Source organism: Mycolicibacterium hodleri, from assembly GCF_025822245.1.
Classification (GTDB): domain Bacteria; phylum Actinomycetota; class Actinomycetes; order Mycobacteriales; family Mycobacteriaceae; genus Mycobacterium; species Mycobacterium hodleri.
Map to the genome: position 1 here is coordinate 43,532 of NZ_JACKTL010000073.1, position 20,696 is coordinate 64,227.

Below are 20,696 nucleotides of genomic sequence, written 5' to 3' on the forward strand. Positions count from 1 at the left end.
CAACCGTGCGCTGGACGGGCAGCGGGTAGGTGGATGATGGGCAGGTGAGTCCTGACGCGCCCGCGCCCACGCACCGCCCCAAGCGGGGTGAGCTGCGGATCTACCTGGGCGCGGCGCCGGGCGTCGGCAAGACCTTCGCCATGCTGGGCGAGGCGCACCGCAGACTCGAACGCGGCACCGACGTCGTCGCCGCGGTCGTGGAGACCCACGGCCGCAAGCGAACCGCCGAACTGCTCGACGGCATCGAACTGGTGCCACCGCACTTCGTCACCTACCGCGGAACCGACTTCGCCGAGCTGAACGTCGAGGCGGTGCTCGAGCGTCGTCCCGAGGTGGTGCTGGTCGACGAGCTGGCCCACACCAACACCCCCGGATCGAAGAACGCGAAGCGGTGGCAGGACGTCGGCGAGCTGCTCGACGCGGGCATCACGGTGGTCTCCACCGTCAACGTGCAGCACCTGGAGAGCCTCAACGACGTCGTCGCGCAGATCACCGGCATCGAGCAGAAGGAAACCGTCCCCGACGAGGTGGTGCGGAGGGCCAACCAGATCGAGCTCGTCGACATCACCCCGGAGGCGTTGCGGCGCAGGCTGTCCCACGGCAACGTCTACGCGCCGGAACGCGTCGACGCCGCGCTGAGCAACTACTTCCGCCAGGGCAACCTGACCGCTCTGCGCGAGCTGGCACTGTTGTGGCTCGCCGACCAGGTCGACGCGGCACTGGCGAAGTACCGCGCCGACCACGAGATCAGCGACACCTGGGAGGCCCGCGAACGGGTCGCCGTCGCCGTCACCGGCGGCGAGGAGTCGGAGACGTTGGTGCGCAGGGCTTCTCGCATCGCGTCGCGGTCCAGCGCCGAACTGATGGTCGTGCACGTGGTGCGCGGCGACGGCCTGTCCGGCGTCTCGGCGCCGCAGATGGGCAAGATCCGCGAGCTCGCCGCCAGCCTCGGTGCGACGCTGCACACCGTCGCCGGCGACGACGTGTCGGCGTCGCTGCTGGACTTCGCCCGCGAGATGAACGCCACCCAGCTGGTCCTCGGCACGTCGCGACGCTCCCGGTGGGCCCGCATCGTCGACGAGGGCATCGGCGCGGAGACCGTGCAGCGATCCGGGAAGATCGACATCCACATGGTCACCCACGAGCAGGCCAAGAGCGGGCCGACGTGGGAGCCCTCACCCCGCAAGCGCCGGCTGGCGTCGTGGGTGGCCGCGGTGATCGTGCCGTCGGCGCTGTGCGCGGTGATCGCGCTGCTGCTCGACCGGGTCCTCGGCATCGCCGGGGAGAGCGTGCTGTTCTTCGTCGGCGTCGTGGTGGTGGCCCTGCTCGGCGGTGTCGGTCCCGCCACCGTCTCGGCACTGCTGTCGGGTCTGTTGCTCAACTACTTCCTCGTCGCCCCCCGCTACAGCTTCACCATCGCCCAACCGGACAGCGCCGTGACCGTCGTGGTGCTGATCCTCGTCGCGGTGGCCGTCGCCGCGCTGGTGGACAACGCCGCCAAGCGGGCCCGCGAGGCCCGCCGCGCGTCCCAGGAGGCCGAGCTGCTGGCGCTGTTCGCCGGATCGGTGCTCCGCGGAGCGGACCTCGACGCGCTCCTCGAGCGGGTCCGCGAGACCTATTCCCAACGCGCGGTGAGCATTCTGCGTGAACGCGACGGCCAGCCGGAAATCATCGCCTGCGTCGGCACCGACCCGTGCGTCGACGTGGAATCCGCCGACACCGCGATCGAAGTCGGCGACGACGAGTTCTGGATGTTGATGAGCGGGCGGCAGCTCGCCGCCCGCGACCGACGCGTGCTGACCGCCGTCGCCACCCAGGCCGCGGGGTTGGTGCGCCAGCGCGAACTGATCGCCGAGGCCGGGCAGGCGGAGGCGATCGCCCGAGCCGACGAACTGCGCCGCTCGCTGCTCTCGGCGGTCAGCCACGACCTCAGGACCCCGTTGGCGGGAGCCAAGGCAGCGGTGTCGAGCCTGCGCGCCGACGACGTCGGGTTCTCCCCCGAGGACACCGCGGAGCTGCTGGCCACCGTCGAGGAGTCCGTCGACCAGCTGACCTCACTGGTGGGCAACCTGCTCGACTCGTCACGCCTGGCGGCGGGCGTGGTGCGACCCACGCTGCAGTGCGTCTACCTCGACGAGATCGTGCACCGCGCCATCCTCGGAATACCCAGGGCCACCGCCGGATTGGACCGCATCAAGGTCGAAGTCGGCAACACCGCCGTGATGGCCGACGCCGGCCTGCTGGAACGCGTTTTGGTCAACGTCGTCGACAACGCGATGCGCTACGCCCCCGACGGCATCGTGCGCGTCAACGCCGGCCGGGTCGGCGACCGGGTCCTCGTCAACGTCGTCGACGAGGGACCGGGAGTGCGGCGCGACCTCGTCGACGAACTCTTCGCCCCCTTCCAGCGGCTCGGCGACCACGACAACACCACCGGCGTCGGGTTGGGCCTCTCGGTGGCAAGGGGTTTCGTCGACGCCATGGGCGGCACCATCTCCGCGACCGACACCCCGGGCGGCGGACTCACCGTCGAGATCGACCTGGCCGCGGCATGACCCGGGTCCTGGTGATCGACGACGAGCCGCAGATCCTTCGCGCCCTGCGCATCAACCTCTCGGTGCGCGGTTACGAGGTGCACACGGCCGAGACCGGGGCGCAGGCACTGAAGCTCGCCGCGGAACACAAGCCGGACGTCGTCGTCCTGGACCTCGGGCTGCCCGACATCTCCGGCATCGAGGTGCTCGAAGGCCTTCGGGGCTGGCTGACCGCTCCCGTCATCGTCCTCTCGGCCCGCACCGACTCCTCGGACAAGGTGGAGGCCCTCGACGCGGGCGCCGACGACTACGTGACCAAGCCCTTCGGCATGGACGAGTTCCTCGCCCGCCTGCGTGCGGCGGTCCGGCGCACCGCGGCCTCGGTGGACACCGATCAGCCCGTGGTCGAAACCGATTCCTTCACAGTCGATCTCGCCGCCAAGATGGTGACCAGGCACGGCGTCGAGGTTCACCTCACTCCCACCGAGTGGGGCATGCTGGAGATGCTGGTGCGCAACCGCGGCAAGCTCGTCGGCCGCGAGGAGCTGCTCAAGGAGGTGTGGGGGCCGGCCTACGCCAAGGAGACCCACTACTTGCGGGTGTACCTCGCCCAACTGCGCCGCAAGCTGGAGGACGACCCGTCCCACCCGCGCCACTTGATCACCGAGACCGGCATGGGCTACCGCTTCGCGCAGTGACGACCGCTCAGTCGACGTTCAGCAGCCGCGCGGCGACGTCGACCAGCGGCCCGTGCAGGTTCTGCAGCGCCGCCCCGGGATCCTCGTCGACCAAGGCGTTGATCACCAGCGCCGAGATCGCCGCCACCAGGGTCCGGCACGCGAACAGATCCCGATCGGTCCGTGCGTCGAACACGGCCGCGACTCCCTGGACGAACTCCTGCTGCTTCTTCACGCGGATTGCCGCGGCCTCCGGACCCGCGGCGCTGATGCCACTGAGGTACAGCAGCGAGATCTCCGGCTGCCGGGACATGACCGCCAGGTAGGCCTTGAGCAGCGAGGCGAACTGAATCAGCGGGGCTTCCGTCGGGGTCGTCTCGAAGATCGTGTCGATCACCGCGCCCTGCCGTCTTTCGTAACTCGCGATGAAACACGCGCGCTTGGAGTCGAACAATTCGTAGAAGGTCTGCCGCGACACCCCGGCGCTCTTGACGATGTCGGCGACGCTCGTGTCGCCGTAGCCGTTGACCGACATCTCGGCCTCCAGCGCGGTGAAGATTCGCTCGCGCTGGTGACTTCGTACCTCGTCACGGCTCAGCTGATGCCGGCCGGGTCTGAGCCGTTTGCTGATACTCATGCCATGGCCACCAATGGAGGGGTTTGCTGTGTGCGTCCTGAGTGTAGGCGTCCGACGGGCCGATTCCAGCGATTGCGAATTATGAACAGGAGCGTTTATATTTGCCCCGACGGGCGGGTCCAGAGGAGGGGACTGGATCCGCCCGACTACGAACTAGGTCGGCGGTCTGGCTCCTTGACCGCCTGCAGGGTGTAGGTCAGCGGCAGGCGCTCGCCACCCTCGGCCAAGAGGAACTCGCCCTCGAAGTCCGGACTCTCGACCATCGCGTCGTCGAAGAACCGCCACGCCACCTCCCGGTGCTCCTCGAATCCGGTGATTCGGAAACCGGCGTCGAGCAGCGCCGTGAAGATCTCCCCCAGCCCGTGGTTGAACGAGATCGACTCCGGCGACGAGACGACGCCCGTTCCCGCATAGGAGTCCTCGTAGACGAAACGCGTCCCCGGCGTCTCGAAGTAGGGGTACTCGACGACGAGCAGTCCGTCCGGACGGGAATCGCTCATCGCCCACAGGATCGGGTGGCCCTCCCGGACGAACAGGCGGCCGCCGGGCCGCAGCAGCTCCGCGACCACGCCCGCCCATTCGCGGATGTCGGGCAACCAGCACAGCGCGCCGATACCCGTGTAGACCAGGTCGGCGCACTCCACCCCGAGTGCGTCCACGGCGGTGGCGACGTCGGATTCGACGAAGGTCACCTCGGCACCGGCCCGGGCGGCCAGGGCTCGACCCGCCTTCACCGCCGACGGCGAGAAGTCAAGGCCGGTCACCGATTTCGCGCCCAGCCGAGCCAGGGACACCGTGTCGGTGCCGATGTGGCATTGCAGGTGCACGACGTCGAGTCCGTCGAGCCGCCCCAGCCGGGGAAGGTCGTAGCTCACCACACCCGAGAGGTACTCGGGGTCCTCGAAGCTCGCGAGGTCGTACCCACCCGGGCCGGTGTGCATCGGCACCCGAGACTCCCAGTTGGCGAGGTTGACGGTGCGCCAGTCGTCGGTCATGCCCCCATCCTCCCTCGCGAGCAGTCCGCAAGCGGGGAGCCTAGGAGGTCTCCTCGGCGAGGGCGATCAGCCGCGCGCGCACCAGGTCCGGGCGCTCGTCGACGACGAAGTGCCCGGACTCGACGGGCTCGAAGGTGTAGTCGTCGGCGTTGGCCGTCTCGGGGGCGGCCAGCGAATGGTGCACGGCGAAGTCGGCCATGCCGAACAGCGCCCGAATGGGAACCGTCGCCCGACGATCCTCGGGATTCCTTGCCGCCGTTGGCAATTCCCGCAGCAAGAAGGTGCGGTAGGTGTCGGTGGCGGTGCGCGCCACCACCGGGTCGCGGAAGCGCTCGGCGTAGATTCGAGCGGCCGCGGGGTCCACCCGGTGCGCCTTCGGGCCGAACGCGAAGATGACGCGTTCGAGGTACGGCGTGCGCTGCTGCAGGAACTTCCCGATCGACGCGACGAACGGTTGGTAGGCCAGGAACCGCCAGAAGTGCGGCAATATCGTCCTCGGCGTCTGCCAGGGGTGCGCCATGTTCATCACCAGGTAGCCGTCGAAGCGCTCCGGCGCGGCCAGCACCATGCGATAGCCCACGAAACCGCCCCAGTCGTGGCCGACCAGCAACACCCGGTCCAGCCCAAGAGCGTCCATCAGCGCCAGCACGTCGTCGGCGACGTCGTCCTTGGCCCAGCGGTGCGACGCCGGTCCGGACCAGCCGTACCCGGGCAGATCGGGCGCGATGATGCGCAACCCGGGCGGCGGGTCGGCGAGCAGATCCCGGTACACCCAGTGATGCTGCGGCCACCCGTGTAGAGCGAGCACCGGGCGGCCGTCCTGCGGGCCCGACTCCGTGACGTGGAACCGCACGCCACGCGCCTGCACGAACGATCTGCGAACGCCGTCGATCGGCGGAACAAGACTAGTCATAAGTCCAGGTTATGGGACCCGTGAAGCCAGTACGCTCCCGGTATGCCGGGCTACCGCGAAATGTTCGACGCAAGTATCGACGACCCATGCGCATTCTGGGCGCAGGCGGCCGACGCCGTCACGTGGACCCGCACGCCGCGACGCATCCTCGACGACTCCCATCCCCCGTTCTACCGGTGGTTCCCGGACGGTGAGCTCAACACCTGCGCCAACGCGCTCGACCGGCACGTCGACGGCGGCCGCGGAGACCAGGCCGCGCTGATCTACGACTCACCGCTGACCGGCACCAAGCGCACCTACACCTATCGCGAGCTGCTCGACGAGACCGCGCGTTTCGCCGGCGGGCTGCGCGGCCTGGGCGTCGAGAAGGGCGACCGCGTCGTCATCTACATGCCGATGGTGCCCGAGGCCCTCATCGCGATGCTGGCGTCGGCCCGCCTCGGGGCGGTGCACTCGGTGGTGTTCGGCGGCTTCGCGGCCCACGAACTCGCCGCCCGCATCGACGACGCCCGGCCGGCGGTGCTGGTGACGGCGTCGTGCGGCATCGAGCCCACCCGCATCGTCGACTACAAGATGATCGTCGACGGCGCGCTGCACCTCGCCGAGCACGACACCCCGGCCTGCGTCGTCCTGCAACGCGAGCAGCACCCCTGCCATCTGACGCCGGGCCGCGACGTGTCGTGGACCGAGGCCATGGCCGACGCGGAACCCGTCGACCCCGTGCCCGTCGCCGCGACCGACCCGCTCTACGTGCTCTACACCTCCGGCACCACCGGCAAGCCCAAGGGCATCGTCCGCGACAACGGCGGCCACGCCGTTGCGCTGCTGTGGACCATGAAGCACATCTACGACACCGCACCCGGCGACGTGTTCTGGGCCGCCTCGGACGTCGGCTGGGTCGTCGGCCACTCCTACATCGTGTACGGACCGCTCCTGCTGGGCGCGACCACCGTGCTCTACGAAGGCAAGCCGGTGGGCACCCCCGACGCGGGTGCGTTCTGGCGGGTGGCCGCCGAACACGGTGTGAGGGCGCTGTTCTCGGCGCCGACGGCCATCAGGGCGATCAAGAAGGTCGACCCGGACGCCACCCAGCTCGCGGGCCACGACCTCTCCAAGTTGCAGTACCTGTTCCAGGCCGGCGAGCGGCTGGATCCCAGCACGTACCACTGGGCCGCCGACAAGCTGGGCATCCCGGTCGTCGACCACTGGTGGCAGACCGAGACGGGATGGTCCATCGCCGCCGCGCCGATGGGCGTCGAGGCGATGACGGTCAAACCCGGCTCGGCGACGGTGCCGATGCCCGGCTACGACGTTCATGTCCTGCGTCCCGACGGCTCGGAATGCGAACCGGGCGAAGAGGGTTCGATTTGCGTGAAGCTGCCGCTGCCGCCCGGCACGCTGCCGACGCTGTGGGGCGACGACGACCGCTACGTCGCCTCCTACCTGTCGGCGTTTCCCGGCTACTACCTGTCAGGGGACGGCGGCTACCTCGACGAGGACGGCTACCTGTTCGTGATGGGCCGCACCGACGACGTCATCAACGTCGCGGGGCATCGACTGTCGACCGGTTCCATCGAAGCCGTCCTCGCGACGCATCCGGCCGTCGCGGAGTGCGCGGTGATCGGGGCGGCCGACGAGCTCAAGGGTCAGGTGCCACGCGGTTTCGTCGTGCTCAAGTCGGGTGCGTCGGCCGACGGTCTGGTCGAGGAACTGATTCTGGCGGTCCGCGAGAACATCGGCGCGGTCGCAGCACTCAAGAGGGTCGACGTCGTGGCGGCCCTGCCGAAGACGCGCTCCGGGAAGATCCTGCGCAAGACCATGCGGGGCATCGCCGACGGCCGGGACGAACCGGTGCCGTCGACCATCGAGGACGCCAGCGTGCTCGACGCACTGACACCCATCCTGAAGTCTTGATCCCCATCAGCGTGATTCGAACTATTGTCGAATCGTCATAGGTGATAGATCGACCGAGTCGACAGAGGTGAACAGCCATGAGTGTTCCCGACCAAAAAGCCGGTGGATGCAACTGCCATTGCAATGCGTGCGACGGCGGCCATCACTGCGGTAACCCGCCCAACTGCAACGTCCGGCGCTAGGCGATCTCTGCTGCCGTTTCCGGCTCGGCCCTGAGCCAGCTCGGGAACGGCAGCGGGGCGCCCTCGGAGCGCTTGCTGTCGGCGCTGAAGAGCACCAAGCTCACCGCGAAGCTGACCAGCGCGACCGTGCCGAGCACGCCCGCCATCATCAGGTTGCCGCCACCGAGGGTGACGACGGCGATCACGGCGGCGAGGACGGCACCGAGCATGGTGACCAATCCGCCGGTGGCCAGGATCTCGGCGCTCGGATCGTCGCTGTAAGAGGTCTTTTGATCGGTCACGAATCGGTTACTACCCCGGGCCGATCCGTTCAAAACTCCCTCAGGCAATCGACAACGCGATGCCGTCGAGAATGTCGTGCTCGCTGACCACCAGCTCGTCGATGCCGGCCCGGCCGCCGAGCGCGCGGGCCAGTTCCTCGACGACGATCGCGCCGCCGCCGATGACGTCCACCCGGCCCTCGTGCATGGGGCCCAACGCGGCGCGTTGGCGACGCGTCATGCCCAGCAACGCCTCGCACACCGTCAACAGATCCCCGAAGCTCACCCGCGACAGGTGAATGGCCTCGGAATCGTAGGTGGCCAGATTCATCGCGAGCGCAGACAGCGTGGTCATCGTGCCGGCGACCCCCACCCAGGTCTTGGCCCGCTCGACGGGCACCGCCTCGAAGGCGGCGTCGAGCGCGTCGCGGACGACGGCGCGGGCGTCGGCGATCTCGGTCGCGGTCGGCGGGTCGGACGTCAGGCAGCGCTCCGTCAACCGCACGCAGCCGATGTTCGCCGAATAGCTGGCGTCGACGCCGGCCGGGGTGCCCACCACCACTTCGGTCGACCCACCGCCGAGGTCGACGACCACGAACGGCGCTCCCTCGGAATCGAGTTCACCGACGGCGCCGCGGAACGACAGCTCGGCTTCCTCGGTCCCCGTGATCACCTCGGCCACCGCGCCCGGCACCGCGGCACCCAGCACCTCGGCGGTCATCGCGAAGAACTCGTCGCGGTTGGCCGCGTCACGGGTCGCCGAGGTGGCGACCATCCGCACCGTCGGCACCGAATGCTCCACGAGCAGCGCGGCGTAGTCGGTCAGTGCCGCGCGGGTCCGCGCCAACGCCGGCTCGGCGAAGCTGCCCGTCGCGTCGACGCCCTCGCCGAGCCGCACGATGCGCATCTCGCGGTGCACGTCGGCCACGCGCCCGTCGGTCACGTCGGCGATCAACAGCCGAATGGAGTTGGTGCCGCAGTCGATTGCCGCCACCCTCGTCACGTGCTCCACACCTCTCGGTCCAGGATTCCCGCCATCGCGGGCTCGGCGGCCAAGACGGCCAGCGCCTCGTCGCCGAAGGGGTTGACCCCAGGGCCCTTGGCGAGCGAGTGCGCGATGACGACGTGCAGACACTTGACGCGGTCCGGCATCCCGCCACCGGAGAACGTCGTACCCAGAGACTCGACGGCGTCACGTTCGGCCAAGAAGGACTCGTGGGCGCGGCGATACGCGGCGGCCAACTCCGGATCGTCGGCCAGCCGCTCGGTCATCTCGCGCATCATGCCCGAGGACTCCAGCCGGCTGGCCGCCGCGGTGAGCGCCGGATGCGTCAGGTAGTACAGCGTCGGAAAGGGCGTTCCGTCAGGCAGTTTCGGTGCCGTCTTCACCACGGCGGGTTGACCGTTGGGACAGCGGTAGGCGATCTCCAGGACACCTCGCGGTTCGCGGCCCAACTGCTGCGCGACGGCGTCGAGATCTTCCGCGTCAACCACCGGGACCCGGCGGGGCCGGAGCGGGCGGTGGCGGCACGTCGGCGGGGGGCGCCCCGGGCCCGGGCGCGTCGGGAGCCACCGGAATCTGCGAAACGCCGTGTGGCGCATCGGCAATCGTGTGCCACAGCGAGGTGTACCACGGCTGATTGCTCGGCGGCTTGGCCGGATCCACGCCCGGCGCCTCGACCGGCTCGGCCCCCGGCGGCAGCTGAACCTGATACGGGATGTCGCCGGGCATCACGAAGCCCAGCCGCTCGCGTGCCTGCGCCGCGATGTACACCGGATCACCCAACTTGAGCTTCTGTTGCTGGAGATCGGCGATCTGCGAACGCAATTGCGCCTCGGCTTCGACGAGCTGCTTCATCTCGGTGCGCTGGGCGAAGTACGTGCGCACCGGCCCGGCGATCGTCAGCGTCAACACGCACACCACGACCGCGAGGATTGCCGCGCGCCGGGCAGCCGACCCCAGCCGCTGCTCGGACTGCTGCTCGGCCGCCTCGGCGATGGCCTTGCGGATCGGTTCGATGACACCGGTCGGCTCGTCGACGTCGAGGTCGGCGACCTCGTCGGCCGCCTCCGGAGCGGGACGCGCCTCGATGGCACGCGGCTCGCGCCGGATCGGGGACGCCCCACGCGGTCGCCCGCCACCCTTCCCCGGTCGCGACGCTGGGGCGCGTCGCCTGGGGTCGGGCCGCTTGGCGTCGGGCATGACCGAGTCAGACCGAAACTACTTGGTGTCGACCGAGAAACGCGGGAACGCGAGGTCGCCGGCGTACCGTGCGGCGTCGCCGAGTTCCTCTTCGATGCGCAGCAGCTGGTTGTACTTGGCGACGCGCTCACTGCGGGCGGGCGCACCGGTCTTGATCTGCCCGCTGCCCACGGCCACGGCCAGGTCGGCGATCGTGGTGTCCTCGGTCTCGCCGGACCGGTGGCTCATCATGGTGCGGTAGCCGCTGCTGTGCGCCAGGGACACCGCGTCCAACGTCTCGGTCAGCGTGCCGATCTGGTTGACCTTGACCAAGAGTGCGTTGGCCGCACCCTTCTCGATGCCCTCCTCGAGGCGCTCCGGATTGGTGACGAAGAGGTCGTCGCCGACGATCTGGATGCGGTCGCCGATGGCGGTGGTCAACGACACCCAGCCCTCCCAGTCGTCCTCCGAGAGCGGATCCTCGATCGACACCAGCGGGTACGCGTCCAGGAGTCCGGCGTAGAACTCCGTCATCTGCGCGGCGGTGCGGTTCTGCTTTTCGAAGGCGTAGCCCGTGCCCTCGGTGTAGAACTCGGTCGCGGCGACGTCGAGCGCCAGCGCCACGTCGGACCCCAGCGTGAAGCCGGCACCCTCGATGGCCGAGCTGATCAGGTCGAGCGCGGCGACGGTGCCCGCGATGTCGGGGGCGAAGCCACCCTCGTCGCCGAGGCCGGTGGCCAGCCCCTGCTTCTTGAGGACCGACTTGAGCGAGTGGTACACCTCGGCGCCCCAGCGCAGCGCCTCCTTGAACGAGGCGGCGCCAATCGGGGCCACCATGAACTCCTGGACGTCGACGCCGGTGTCGGCGTGCGCGCCACCGTTGACGATGTTCATCATCGGCACCGGCAGGATGTGGGCGTTCGGGCCACCGAGGTAGCGGAACAGGGGCAACCCGGCGGCGTCGGCGGCGGCCTTCGCCACGGCCAGCGACACCCCGAGGATCGCGTTGGCGCCCAGGCGGGACTTGTCGGGCGTGCCGTCGCAGTCGAGCAGCGCCTGGTCGACCAGCCGCTGGTCGTCGGCGTTCAGACCGATGACGGCGGGTCCGAGCTCCGTGAGGACGCCCTCCACGGCCTTTTCGACGCCCTTGCCGAGGTAACGGCTGCCGCCGTCACGAAGCTCGACGGCCTCGTGCTCACCGGTCGAGGCGCCGGACGGCACCGCGGCGCGCGCGGCGGAACCGTCGTCGAGCGCCACCTCGACCTCGACGGTCGGGTTGCCCCGGGAGTCGAGAATCTCTCGCGCTGCGATCTGCTCGATGACGGGCACTGGCGTCTCCTCGCGTGGTGCTGGGTGCGGACTGGTCGTGCAAGGAGACAGCCTAGAGCGTGCGGTTTACCGACGCCGACAGAGCTACAGCGAGTGCCCTTCGGCGTAGGCCGTGGCCCAGTCGCGCACCGTCTTGGCGTACTGGTCGGACAGGTTGTAGGCCCGCAGCGCATCCATCCAGCCGCGCGGCTGGGCGAGATTCTTGCCCCGCCAGCAGAGGTATCCGGCCGCCGACAGCGCCGCGTCGTCGATGTTGTCGGCGCTGACGACACCGTCGTTGTTGGCGTCGACCCCGTAGAGCTTCCACGTCGCGGGGATGAACTGCATCGGCCCCATCGCCCGATCCATCAGCGGGTCGCCGTCCAGCTTGCCGCCGTCGGTGTCCGGGATCGACATGTTCCCCAGCGAGCCGTCGAGCCGGACCCCGCGGATCGGCGGGGTGACGTCGCCGTCGGGGGCAATGGTCGCACCGCGATAGGTGCCGTGGTGGCTCTCGACCATGCCGATGCCCGCCAGCGTCGTCCAGGCCAGGTGACACTTGGGGTTCTCCACCTCGGCGACGCGCGCGGCGTAGGCGTACGCCTCGAGCGCCGTCGCGGGGATGCCGAGCGCGCCCGAACGTTCCGAGGCCCATTCGCGCAGCTGGTCGGCGGGCCGACCCTTGGCGTGCGTGTCCACCTGCGGCACCGGATCGCCAGGTGGTGGTGGTACGCCCTCGGGAATCGGGATGCCCGCCTGCCAGGAGCACGAGGAGGCCATCAGGAGCGCTGTGGCGACGACGACCACGACGGCCCGCAGCCAACGCACTGACGACACCGGACTCCCTCGACGCATTCGGACTCCAGCCATCGTCCCACGGGTTCGGAAGTGCCCCCTTCCCGCCGTTTGGCAGGACGCGCCGCAGCGGGCGATCGGCTTGCTAAGGTGAGCCACACCTAGCTATGGCTAGCCAACACTGGGTTGAGGCCCATTCTTAGCAAGGACGAGTGCATGACCGCGGTCGGAGACCTCTCGGTGTCGCTGCTGGCTGCGGGCCCCAGCGTCTCCTCCCAACTCTTCGGCAGCGCGCTCATCGGAGTCCGCGAAGGCCTGGAAGCCGCCATCGTCGTCACCATCCTGGTGGCGTTCCTGGTCAAGTCCGACCGGCGCGACGCCCTCAAGTGGGTGTGGCTGGGCGTCGGCGCGGCCATCGTGATGACCGTCGCCGTGTTCCTGGTCATCCAGTTCGGCACCAGCACCATCTCCGGCCTCGGCGCCGAGGCCATTGCAGGTATCGCGTCGCTGATCGCCGTTGCGATCGTCACGACGATGGTGCTCTGGATGCGCAAGGCCGCCGCGAGCATGTCCGGCCAGCTGCGCGGCGACATGGCCAAGGCCCTCGAGGCGGGTGCGTTCGCCGTTCTGTCGCTCTCGTTCCTGGCCGTTGGCCGCGAGGGCGTCGAGACCGCACTGTTCATGGTCGGCTTCGCCGAGGCCAAGACGCTGTGGCCGCTGACGGGTCTCATCGTCGGTGTCGTCATCGCCGTCGCGATCGCCTACGCCATGTACCGGGGCGCGCTGCGCATCAACCTGGCCAAGTTCTTCAAGTACACCGGCGCGTTCCTCGTGATCGTCGCCGCGGGCATCCTGTCCTACGGCATCGGCGCGTTGCAGACCGTCGGCTGGCTCCCCGGGCTGACCAGTCGCCCGTTCGACATCAGCTCGTGGTTCGACTGGTCGTCCTGGTACGGCCAGGTCATCCAGGGCGTCTTCAACGTCACGCCGACGCCGACGTGGCTGCAGTTCGGAGGCTGGGTGCTCTACCTCCTCGTCATTCTCACCGTCTTCCTGCGCCCCACCAAGGCGCCCGCGAAGCCGGCGGACACTCCTCCGCCGGGCTCCCCCTCCACCAGTTCCGACGCGAACCAGTCGGAACGCTCCACCGCATCCGAAAGGTCGATCACGTGAACGTCTCTCCTCTAACTGCGAGGACGGGCGCCGCCGCCGCGGCCGCCCTTTTGACGGGCATCTCCCTGGTGGGATGCCAGGCGAAGGAAAGCGAGACCCCGGCCAGCAGCGGCGCGAACGCGCCCGCGCAGATCACGGTCAACGCATCCGACACGACGTGCGAGCTGTCGGGCACCGAAGGCACCACCGGCCCAAGCACCTTCGTGATCACCAACAACGGCACCAAGGTCACCGAGTTCTACGTCTACGGGGCCGGTGACCGGGTGATGGGCGAGGTCGAGAACATCTCCCCCGGACTCGAGCGCAAGCTCGTCGTCCAGCTCGCCGAGCCGGGCAAGTACCAGACCGCGTGCAAGCCGGGCATGATCGGCGACGGATTCCGCGGTGACTTCACCGTCACCGGCGACGCCGTCCAGGTCGACACCGAGGGCAAGTTCAAGGAAGCCGCCGACAACTACAAGCGGTACGTCAACAGCCAGACCGAGGCGCTGATTCCGGCCGTCGACGTGTTCGTCGCCGCCGTCAAGAAGGGCGACGTGAACGCCGCCAAGGCCCAATACCCGGTCGCGCGTACCTATTACGAGCGCATCGAACCCGTCGCCGAGTCGTTCCCCGACGATCTGGACCCCCGCATCGACCTTCGCGAGGCAGACCTGGAGCCCGGCCAGAAGTGGACCGGCTTCCACGCCCTGGAGAAGCAGCTGTGGGTGACCGGCCTGCAGCCCGACGCCAACGCCCTGGCCGACCAGCTGGTCGCCGACGTCAAGGAACTCAACGACGGCGTGAAGGCTCCGGGCTTCACCGTCGACTCCACCAAGATCGCCGGTGGCGCCCAGGGCCTGCTCGACGAAATCGCCTCCAGCAAGATCAGCGGTGAAGAGGACATCTTCAGCCACACCGACCTCTGGGACTTCGAAGCCAACCTGCAGGGCTCGCAGACCGCGGTGTCCTCGGTGCGGCCGATCCTCGACGAGCGCAACGCCGACCTCGGCAAGAAGGTCGACCAGCGCTTCGCCGAGTCCGAGGCACTGCTGCAGAAGTACCGCAAGGGTGACGGATTCGTCTTGTACGACACCGTGACCGAACCGCAGCGCCAGGAGCTCTCCCGCTCGATCGACGCGCTCAGCAAGGAAGTCAGCCAGGTGCAGGGTGTCATCGCAGGACAGTAAGAATCCCGACGACGCCGCGGAGGTGACGCCCGCCGGACTGTCGCGCCGAAAGTTGTTCGGCGCGGCGGGGGTCACCGCCGCGGTGGTCGGCGCGGCCGGTGCGGGCGCGCTGGCCGGCCGCGCGTCGGCGGCCAGTACCGCCACCGAGGAGCTGCAGAGCTCGGTGCCGTTCCGCGGCGAGCGCCAGGCGGGCATCGTCACCGCCGCGCAGGATCGCATGCACTTCTGCTCCTTCGACGTCACCACCGACGACCGTGCCGACGTCGCGGCGATGCTCAAGGAGTGGACCGAGATGGCCGAGCGGATGACGCTCGCCCAGGAGGCCGTCAGCAACGGCGCCGTCGGTCTCAACCCCTACGCCCCGCCCGCGGACACCGGTGAGGCCCTTGGTCTTCCGGCGTCGCAACTGACCCTGACGGTGGGCTTCGGGCCGACGTTCTTCACCAAGGACGGCAAGGACCGCTTCGGCGTCGCCGACAAGCGTCCGGAGGCGTTGATCGACCTGCCGAAGTTCCCGAACGAGACGATGGACCCGGCCAGGAGCCACGGCGACATCTGCGTGCAGGCCTGCGCGAACGATCCACAGGTGGCCGTGCACGCCATCCGCAACCTCGCCCGCGTCGCGTTCGGCACGGCCGCGGTGCGCTACTCGCAGCTGGGCTTCGGCCGCACGTCGTCGACCACCCGCGGCCAGGCCACGCCGCGAAACCTGTTCGGCTTCAAGGACGGAACGTCGAACCTCAAGGCCGAGGACACCGGCGCGCTGGACAAGCACGTCTGGGTCGCCGACGGCGACGGCCCCGCGTGGATGACCGGCGGCTCCTACCTGGTGACCCGCCGCATCCGGATGCGCATCGAGAACTGGGACCACACCACGCTCATGGAGCAGGAGCGAGTCATTGGGCGCCTCAAGGGAACCGGCGCACCGATCGGCTACGCCGACGAGTTCGACGCGCTGGACTTCACCACCAAGAGCTCCAAGGGCACCCCGCTGATCGACATGGCCGCCCACGTGCGGCTGGCGTCGAAGGAGAACCTCAACGGGATCGAGATCCTGCGTCGGGGATACAACTTCACCGACGGCACCGACGGTTTCGGCCATCTCGACGCCGGCCTGTTCTTCATCGCGTTCGTGCGCGACCCGCGGACGTCGTTCGTCCCCATGCAGATGGAGCTGTCGCGACGCGACGCCCTCAACGAGTACATCACCCACACGGGCACCGCCCTGTTCGCCTGCCCGCCCGGGCTGCGCGACGGTGACGCGTCCGCCTACTGGGGTTCGACGCTGCTGTCCTGAGGCGTCGCCTTGCGGCGTCGAACGTGGACTTGTGCACCACTTCTCGGCCACACGCCGCACACAACTCCACGCTCGGCGCAAACCTACGTCGGCCAGTGCGCGCGCCACTCCTCTTCGGTGACGACGCCGAGCTGGGCGTCCTCGAGATCAGTGCCGCCCCGGCTCGCCAGGATGCTCTGCTCGACCTTGCGGACGACGTCCACGAAGTCCAACGCCTCTGCGCGCACGGCACTCTCGGGGTCGCCACCGAACGTCGCCCCGATCGCCACCAGGCCCTCGGGCATCAGATCGGTGGGCAGACCCGCCGCGGTGGCCCGCTCCAGGACCTTGTTCGCCAGCGCCAGCGCGGGCTGAGCGGTCGGCACGTCGTCCATGACGGACCCGCGAGCCTTCACCTTGGCCTCCAGCGCCTTGCGCTCCTCCCACTGCGCCAGCTGGTCGTCGAGCGAAATTGCTTCTCCGGCAAGCACTGCCGGGACTCGGTTGCCGAGCTTGCGCACCAGCGCGTCGGCCACGTCGTCGATGCCGAACGGCGACGTGTCGGCGTCCTCGGCGATGCGGGCGTGGAACAGCACCTGCAACAGCACGTCGCCGAGCTCCTCGCGCAGCTCGTCGGCGTCGCCGATGCGGACCGCGTCGAACAGCTCGTAGACCTCTTCGAGCAGATACCGCCGCAGCGATTCGTGGGTCTGCTCGCCCTCCCACGGCCCCGCCTTACGGAGGGTGTCCATGATCGCGACCGCGTCGACCAGCCGCTCGCCGGATGGCGGTGCGGGCGTGCAGATCAGCGTCGCCCCGGCTGCCAGCCGAGCCTTCACCATCGGGTGATTCGGGTCCGACGACAACAGCACCGGGGCGTCCTCGCCGAGGTAGGCCGGCCGGCACGCGGGCAGCGACCACGGGACCTTGACCGGCATCTCCTCGGTGTACTGCACGTCGCCGGCGAGCAGCGCCACCGCCTCCACGGGCATCAGCGACGGCCGGCGCGGGTCGACCAGGACGACGGTCGACGCGACCGAGCCGGCGCTCACGTGACCACCCCCGCCAGGTCGGTGACGTCGACGTCGTTTTGGGGTCGGCCGTCCAGCGCCAGCAGCAATCCCGCCACCACGCGCAGCAATTCGGCGTCCCGGACCCGGGGCGCGCTCACCCCGCTCCCGACGCGCGGGATCGGGATCGTGATGGTCGACGTCGTCGCGCGGTAGGTCGCCGACGGGTACATCCGCTTGAGCCGAAGTTGTTGGGAATCCAGCAGAGTCAACGGGGTGACGCGAATGGTCGTCGCCGACGCTGTCACCTCGGTCACGCCGTACTGACGGCACAGCAGCCGCAGCCGGGCGGCCGCCACCAGCAGCAGCGCGGGCTCGGGCAGCGGCCCGTACCGGTCGACCAGCTCCTCGACGACACCGGCGATCGCCGCCTCATCCTGCGCGGCGGCCAACCGGCGGTAGCCCTCGAGCCGCAGCCGGTCGCTGCCGATGTAGTCGGGCGGCAGGTGGGCGTCGACCGGCAGGTCGATGCGCACGTCCTTCGGTTCCTCAACGGCGGCAACGGTATTGCCGTCGACCACGGCGCGATAGGCCTCCACTGCCTCGCCGACCAACCGCACGTAGAGGTCGAAGCCGACGCCCGCCACATGACCGGACTGCTCGGCCCCGAGCACGTTGCCCGCACCGCGGATCTCGAGATCCTTCATCGCCACGGCCATGCCCGCCCCGAGCTCGTTGTTCTGCGCGATGGTCGCCAACCGGTCGTAGGCGGTCTCGGTCAGCGGCACCTCGGGCGGATACAGCATGTACGCGTAGCCCCGCTCACGGCTTCGTCCCACGCGGCCGCGCAACTGGTGCAGCTGCGAGAGGCCGAACGTGTCGGCGCGCTCGACGATCAGGGTATTGGCGTTCGAGATGTCCAGGCCCGTCTCGACGATCGTGGTGCAGACCAGGATGTCGAACTCCCGGTTCCAGAAGCCCTCGACGGTGCGCTCCAACTGCTCCTCGGGCATCTGCCCGTGCGCCACCACGACGCGCGCCTCGGGCACCAGCGCGCGCACCCTGGCGGCCGCCGAGTCGATGGACTTCACCCGGTTGTGGATGTAGAACGCCTGACCGTCGCGGAGCAGTTCCCGCCGCAGCGCCGCACCCACCTGCTTGTCGTCGTGCGGTCCGACGTAGGTCAGGACGGGGAAGCGTTCCTCGGGCGGGGTGAGGATGGTCGACATCTCACGGATGCCGGCCAGGCTCATCTCCAGCGTTCGCGGAATGGGCGTGGCGCTCATGGTCAGCACGTCGACGTGGGTGCGCATCGACTTGATGTGCTCCTTGTGTTCGACGCCGAATCGCTGCTCCTCGTCGACGATGACCAGTCCGAGGTCCTTCCACGTGACGCCGGTCTGCAGCAGCCGGTGGGTGCCGATCACGACGTCGACCGACCCGTCCTTCATGCCCTCGACCACCTTGCGGGACTCGGCGGTGTCGGTGAAGCGCGACAACCCCTTCACCGTCACCGGGAAGCCGGCCATGCGCTGGGAGAACGTCTGCAGGTGCTGATCGGCCAGCAGCGTGGTGGGCACCAGCACCGCCACTTGCTTGCCTGCCTGCACCGCCTTGAACGCCGCGCGGACCGCGATCTCGGTCTTGCCGTAGCCGACGTCGCCGCAGATCACCCGATCCATCGGGACCGGCTTCTCCATGTCGGCCTTGACCTCGGTGATCGCGGTCAACTGGTCGACGGTCTCGGTGAACCCGAACGCGTCCTCCATCTCGGCCTGCCACGGGGTGTCCGGGCCGAAGGCGAAGCCGGGGGCGGCCTGCCGCTTGGCGTACAGCGTCACCAGCTCGCCGGCTATCTCGCGAACGGCCTTGCGCGCCTTGGTCTTCGTGTTGGTCCAGTCGCTGCCGCCGAGCTTGCTCAGCGACGGTTCCTGCCCGCCGACGTAGCGGGACAGCTGATCCAGCGAGTCCATCGGCACGAACAGCTTGTCCGACCCGCCACCACGTTTGGCCGACGCGTACTCCAGCACCAGGTACTCGCGGCGGGCGCCGCCGATGGTGCGCTCGACCATCTCGACGAAGCGCCCGATGCCGTGCTGGTCGTGCACGACGAGGTCGCCCGCGGCCAGTGCGAGCGGGTCGACGACGTTGCGGCGCTTGGCCGCCAGCCGCTTGCCCTCGGTGGCGGCGGCCCGGTTGCCGGTCAGATCGGTCTCGGTGATGACGACCAGATTCGCGCCCGGCAGCACGACGCCGTCGCGCAGCGGGCTCTTGAGCACCCCGACCACACCCGGCTTCGGCACGTCGCCGGGGGCCAACATCGAAGCGGGCGTGTCGGATTCGCCCAACTGCTCGACGATGCGCTGCGCCGTGCCCGCACCGGGCGTCACGACCGCGGCCAGTCCGCCGGTGGTCACGTGGGCCCGCAGCATCGCGAACATCTCGTCGAGGTTGTTCTGCTGGCCCCGCGCCGACGGCGCCGACTTGATGTCGAGCTCGATCGCCGAACCGTCCGCCAGCTGACTCAGCGTCCACCACGGGTGCCCGCCGACCGCGGCGTTGGCCCGCACGTCGGCGAGCTCACGAAATCCGGAACCGCCGAGCTGCTCGAGGTCGATGGGAGCGTCGGCGCCCATGGCCGCGACCGACCACGACGCCTCGAGGAACTCCTGACCGGTCTTGATCAGATCCGCCGCGCGGGTGCGCACCTTCTCGGGGTCGCACACCAGCACCGGCGCCCCGGCGGGCAGATGGTCCGACAGCAGCGACAGCTCCGTCGGCCGCAGCACCGGAAGCAGCGCCTCCATGCCGTCGGTGGGGATGCCCTCGGCCAGCTTGGCCAACATGTCGCTGACCGTTCCGGTGACACGGTTGTCGTCATGGGGCTGGTCGGCCGACAGGGCCGCGGCCCGCTCGCGCACGTCGTCGGTGAGCATCAGCTCCCGGCACGGGACGGCGATCACCTCGGTCACGGCGATGTCGGGAATCGACCGCTGGTCGGCGACGGAGAACATCCGCATCTCCGAGACCTCGTCGCCCCAGAACTCGACGCGCACCGGATGCTCGGCAGTCGGCGGGAACACGTCGAGGATGCCGCCGCGGACGGCGAACTCACCGCGCTTGCCCACCATGTCGACCCGCGTGTACGCCAGCTCGACCAGCCGCTCCAACACGGAATCGAACTCGGCGTCCTGGCCCACCGTCAACGTCACCGGCTCCACGTCGGCCAGATCGGGCGCCATCGGCTGCAGCAGCGAACGCGCCGTGGTGACCACCACCCGCAGCGGTGCGCCGAGGCGTCGGTCGTCGGGCCTGGCGAGGCGGCGAAGCACCATCATCCGGGCGCCGACCGTCTCGACGCCCGGCGAGAGCCGCTCGTGCGGCAGGGTCTCCCAGGACGGGAACATGGCGACGGCGTCGCCCAGGACCGCGCGCAACTCGGCGGTCAGGTCGTCGGCCTCCCGGCCGGTCGCGGTGACGACCAGTAGCGGCCCTGCGTCGGCCAACGCCGCGGCGACGAACAGCCGCGCGCTGGGCGGCCCGACGAGGGCTGATTCCGCGGTGGCGTCGCCTGCGCGACGGGTGAGCTCTGCCAGACCCGGGTCGGTCAGCGCGAGACGCACCAGGCCGGCCATCGGGGTCTGGACATGGGGGTGCCCCGATGTAGTCAT

The 20,696-nt window shown here is 69.4% G+C and carries 17 protein-coding genes; 6 read left to right on the forward strand and 11 right to left on the reverse strand.

Translation table 11 applies throughout. The annotated features are described in order from the left end of the window. Nucleotides 1-29: 29 nt before the first annotated feature. Nucleotides 30-2,555, forward strand: a complete 2,526-nt coding sequence (locus H7J06_RS30005; RefSeq protein WP_372515436.1) for a sensor histidine kinase — start codon at nt 30-32, stop codon at nt 2,553-2,555. After that, the gene (locus H7J06_RS30010) at nt 2,552-3,232 is read left to right on the forward strand and encodes a response regulator (protein WP_264043320.1); all 681 of its coding nucleotides are present in this window, start codon (nt 2,552-2,554) and stop codon (nt 3,230-3,232) included. Before H7J06_RS30005 ends, H7J06_RS30010 begins: the two co-directional genes overlap by 4 nt. A gap of 7 nt (nt 3,233-3,239) precedes the next feature. On the opposite strand, the gene H7J06_RS30015 is transcribed toward H7J06_RS30010, so the two are convergent. From H7J06_RS30015 to H7J06_RS30025, 3 genes are all read right to left on the reverse strand, one after another. After that, entirely contained in the window at nt 3,240-3,848 is a 609-nt protein-coding gene (locus H7J06_RS30015) for a TetR/AcrR family transcriptional regulator (protein WP_264043322.1), read from the reverse strand. A 146-nt stretch (nt 3,849-3,994) separates the two neighbouring features. Next, a complete protein-coding gene (locus H7J06_RS30020) occupies nt 3,995-4,843 on the reverse strand; it encodes a class I SAM-dependent methyltransferase (protein WP_264043324.1) in 849 nt (282 codons plus the stop codon). A gap of 40 nt (nt 4,844-4,883) precedes the next feature. Further along, entirely contained in the window at nt 4,884-5,756 is an 873-nt protein-coding gene (locus H7J06_RS30025; protein ID WP_264043325.1) for an alpha/beta fold hydrolase, read from the reverse strand. Nucleotides 5,757-5,798: 42 nt separating this feature from the next. Between H7J06_RS30025 and H7J06_RS30030 the strand changes: the two genes are divergently transcribed. Next, a complete protein-coding gene (locus tag H7J06_RS30030) occupies nt 5,799-7,670 on the forward strand; it encodes a propionyl-CoA synthetase (protein ID WP_264043327.1) in 1,872 nt (623 codons plus the stop codon). Between the two features lie 178 nt (nt 7,671-7,848). Here H7J06_RS30030 and H7J06_RS30035 read toward each other — a convergent pair whose 3' ends face one another. The 6 genes from H7J06_RS30035 to H7J06_RS30060 all read right to left on the reverse strand — a co-directional run bounded on the left by H7J06_RS30035 (nt 7,849) and on the right by H7J06_RS30060 (nt 12,439). Then, nucleotides 7,849-8,133 carry a hypothetical protein gene (locus tag H7J06_RS30035; RefSeq protein WP_264043329.1) on the reverse strand — a complete coding sequence of 95 codons (285 nt, stop codon included), beginning with the start codon at nt 8,131-8,133 and terminating at the stop codon, nt 7,849-7,851. Between the two features lie 40 nt (nt 8,134-8,173). After that, on the reverse strand, nt 8,174-9,115 hold the full coding sequence (locus H7J06_RS30040) for a Ppx/GppA phosphatase family protein (protein WP_264043331.1): 942 nt from the start codon (nt 9,113-9,115) through the stop codon (nt 8,174-8,176). Beyond that, nucleotides 9,112-9,606: a DUF501 domain-containing protein gene (locus H7J06_RS30045; RefSeq protein ID WP_264043333.1), complete on the reverse strand. Its 495-nt coding sequence runs from the start codon at nt 9,604-9,606 to the stop codon at nt 9,112-9,114. The genes H7J06_RS30040 and H7J06_RS30045 overlap by 4 nt, the downstream gene beginning before the upstream one ends. Then, nucleotides 9,599-10,315: an FtsB family cell division protein gene (locus H7J06_RS30050; RefSeq protein WP_264043336.1), complete on the reverse strand. Its 717-nt coding sequence runs from the start codon at nt 10,313-10,315 to the stop codon at nt 9,599-9,601. The genes H7J06_RS30045 and H7J06_RS30050 overlap by 8 nt, the downstream gene beginning before the upstream one ends. Nucleotides 10,316-10,333: 18 nt before the next feature. Next, nucleotides 10,334-11,623, reverse strand: coding sequence for a phosphopyruvate hydratase (gene eno, locus H7J06_RS30055; protein WP_264043338.1), 1,290 nt, complete (start codon nt 11,621-11,623; stop codon nt 10,334-10,336). Nucleotides 11,624-11,707: 84 nt separating this feature from the next. Next, nucleotides 11,708-12,439 carry a lytic transglycosylase domain-containing protein gene (locus H7J06_RS30060; RefSeq protein ID WP_264043341.1) on the reverse strand — a complete coding sequence of 244 codons (732 nt, stop codon included), beginning with the start codon at nt 12,437-12,439 and terminating at the stop codon, nt 11,708-11,710. 174 nt (nt 12,440-12,613) lie between these two features. On the opposite strand from H7J06_RS30060, the gene efeU reads away from it, so the two are divergent. Genes efeU through efeB form a run of 3 tightly spaced genes read left to right on the forward strand, consistent with a single transcriptional unit; the run spans nt 12,614 to nt 16,036 of the window. Then, nucleotides 12,614-13,570 carry an iron uptake transporter permease EfeU gene (efeU, locus tag H7J06_RS30065; RefSeq protein WP_264043342.1) on the forward strand — a complete coding sequence of 319 codons (957 nt, stop codon included), beginning with the start codon at nt 12,614-12,616 and terminating at the stop codon, nt 13,568-13,570. Continuing rightward, nucleotides 13,567-14,739 (forward strand): iron uptake system protein EfeO, encoded by a 1,173-nt coding sequence (efeO, locus tag H7J06_RS30070; protein ID WP_264043343.1) that lies wholly within the window; start codon nt 13,567-13,569, stop codon nt 14,737-14,739. Before efeU ends, efeO begins: the two co-directional genes overlap by 4 nt. Continuing rightward, nucleotides 14,720-16,036 carry an iron uptake transporter deferrochelatase/peroxidase subunit gene (gene efeB, locus H7J06_RS30075; protein WP_264043345.1) on the forward strand — a complete coding sequence of 439 codons (1,317 nt, stop codon included), beginning with the start codon at nt 14,720-14,722 and terminating at the stop codon, nt 16,034-16,036. Before efeO ends, efeB begins: the two co-directional genes overlap by 20 nt. A gap of 83 nt (nt 16,037-16,119) precedes the next feature. Here the strand turns inward: efeB and H7J06_RS30080 are convergent, their stop codons facing one another. After that, the gene (locus H7J06_RS30080; RefSeq protein WP_372515447.1) at nt 16,120-17,007 is read right to left on the reverse strand and encodes a nucleoside triphosphate pyrophosphohydrolase; all 888 of its coding nucleotides are present in this window, start codon (nt 17,005-17,007) and stop codon (nt 16,120-16,122) included. Between the two features lie 56 nt (nt 17,008-17,063). Continuing rightward, nucleotides 17,064-20,696 carry a transcription-repair coupling factor gene (mfd, locus tag H7J06_RS30085; protein ID WP_264043349.1) on the reverse strand — a complete coding sequence of 1,211 codons (3,633 nt, stop codon included), beginning with the start codon at nt 20,694-20,696 and terminating at the stop codon, nt 17,064-17,066.

Bases quoted from the DNA above. Each gene is read 5' to 3' on its own strand.
- H7J06_RS30030 (WP_264043327.1), top strand. From the start codon at position 5,799: ATGCCGGGCTACCGCGAAATGTTCGACGCAAGTATCGACGACCCATGC.
- H7J06_RS30015 (WP_264043322.1), bottom strand. From the start codon at position 3,848: ATGAGTATCAGCAAACGGCTCAGACCCGGCCGGCATCAGCTGAGCCGT.
- H7J06_RS30080 (WP_372515447.1), bottom strand. From the start codon at position 17,007: ATGCCCGTGGAGGCGGTGGCGCTGCTCGCCGGCGACGTGCAGTACACC.
- H7J06_RS30025 (WP_264043325.1), bottom strand. From the start codon at position 5,756: ATGACTAGTCTTGTTCCGCCGATCGACGGCGTTCGCAGATCGTTCGTG.
- H7J06_RS30010 (WP_264043320.1), top strand. From the start codon at position 2,552: ATGACCCGGGTCCTGGTGATCGACGACGAGCCGCAGATCCTTCGCGCC.
- mfd (WP_264043349.1), bottom strand. From the start codon at position 20,696: ATGACTACATCGGGGCACCCCCATGTCCAGACCCCGATGGCCGGCCTG.
- H7J06_RS30050 (WP_264043336.1), bottom strand. From the start codon at position 10,315: ATGCCCGACGCCAAGCGGCCCGACCCCAGGCGACGCGCCCCAGCGTCG.
- efeU (WP_264043342.1), top strand. From the start codon at position 12,614: ATGACCGCGGTCGGAGACCTCTCGGTGTCGCTGCTGGCTGCGGGCCCC.
- H7J06_RS30020 (WP_264043324.1), bottom strand. From the start codon at position 4,843: ATGACCGACGACTGGCGCACCGTCAACCTCGCCAACTGGGAGTCTCGG.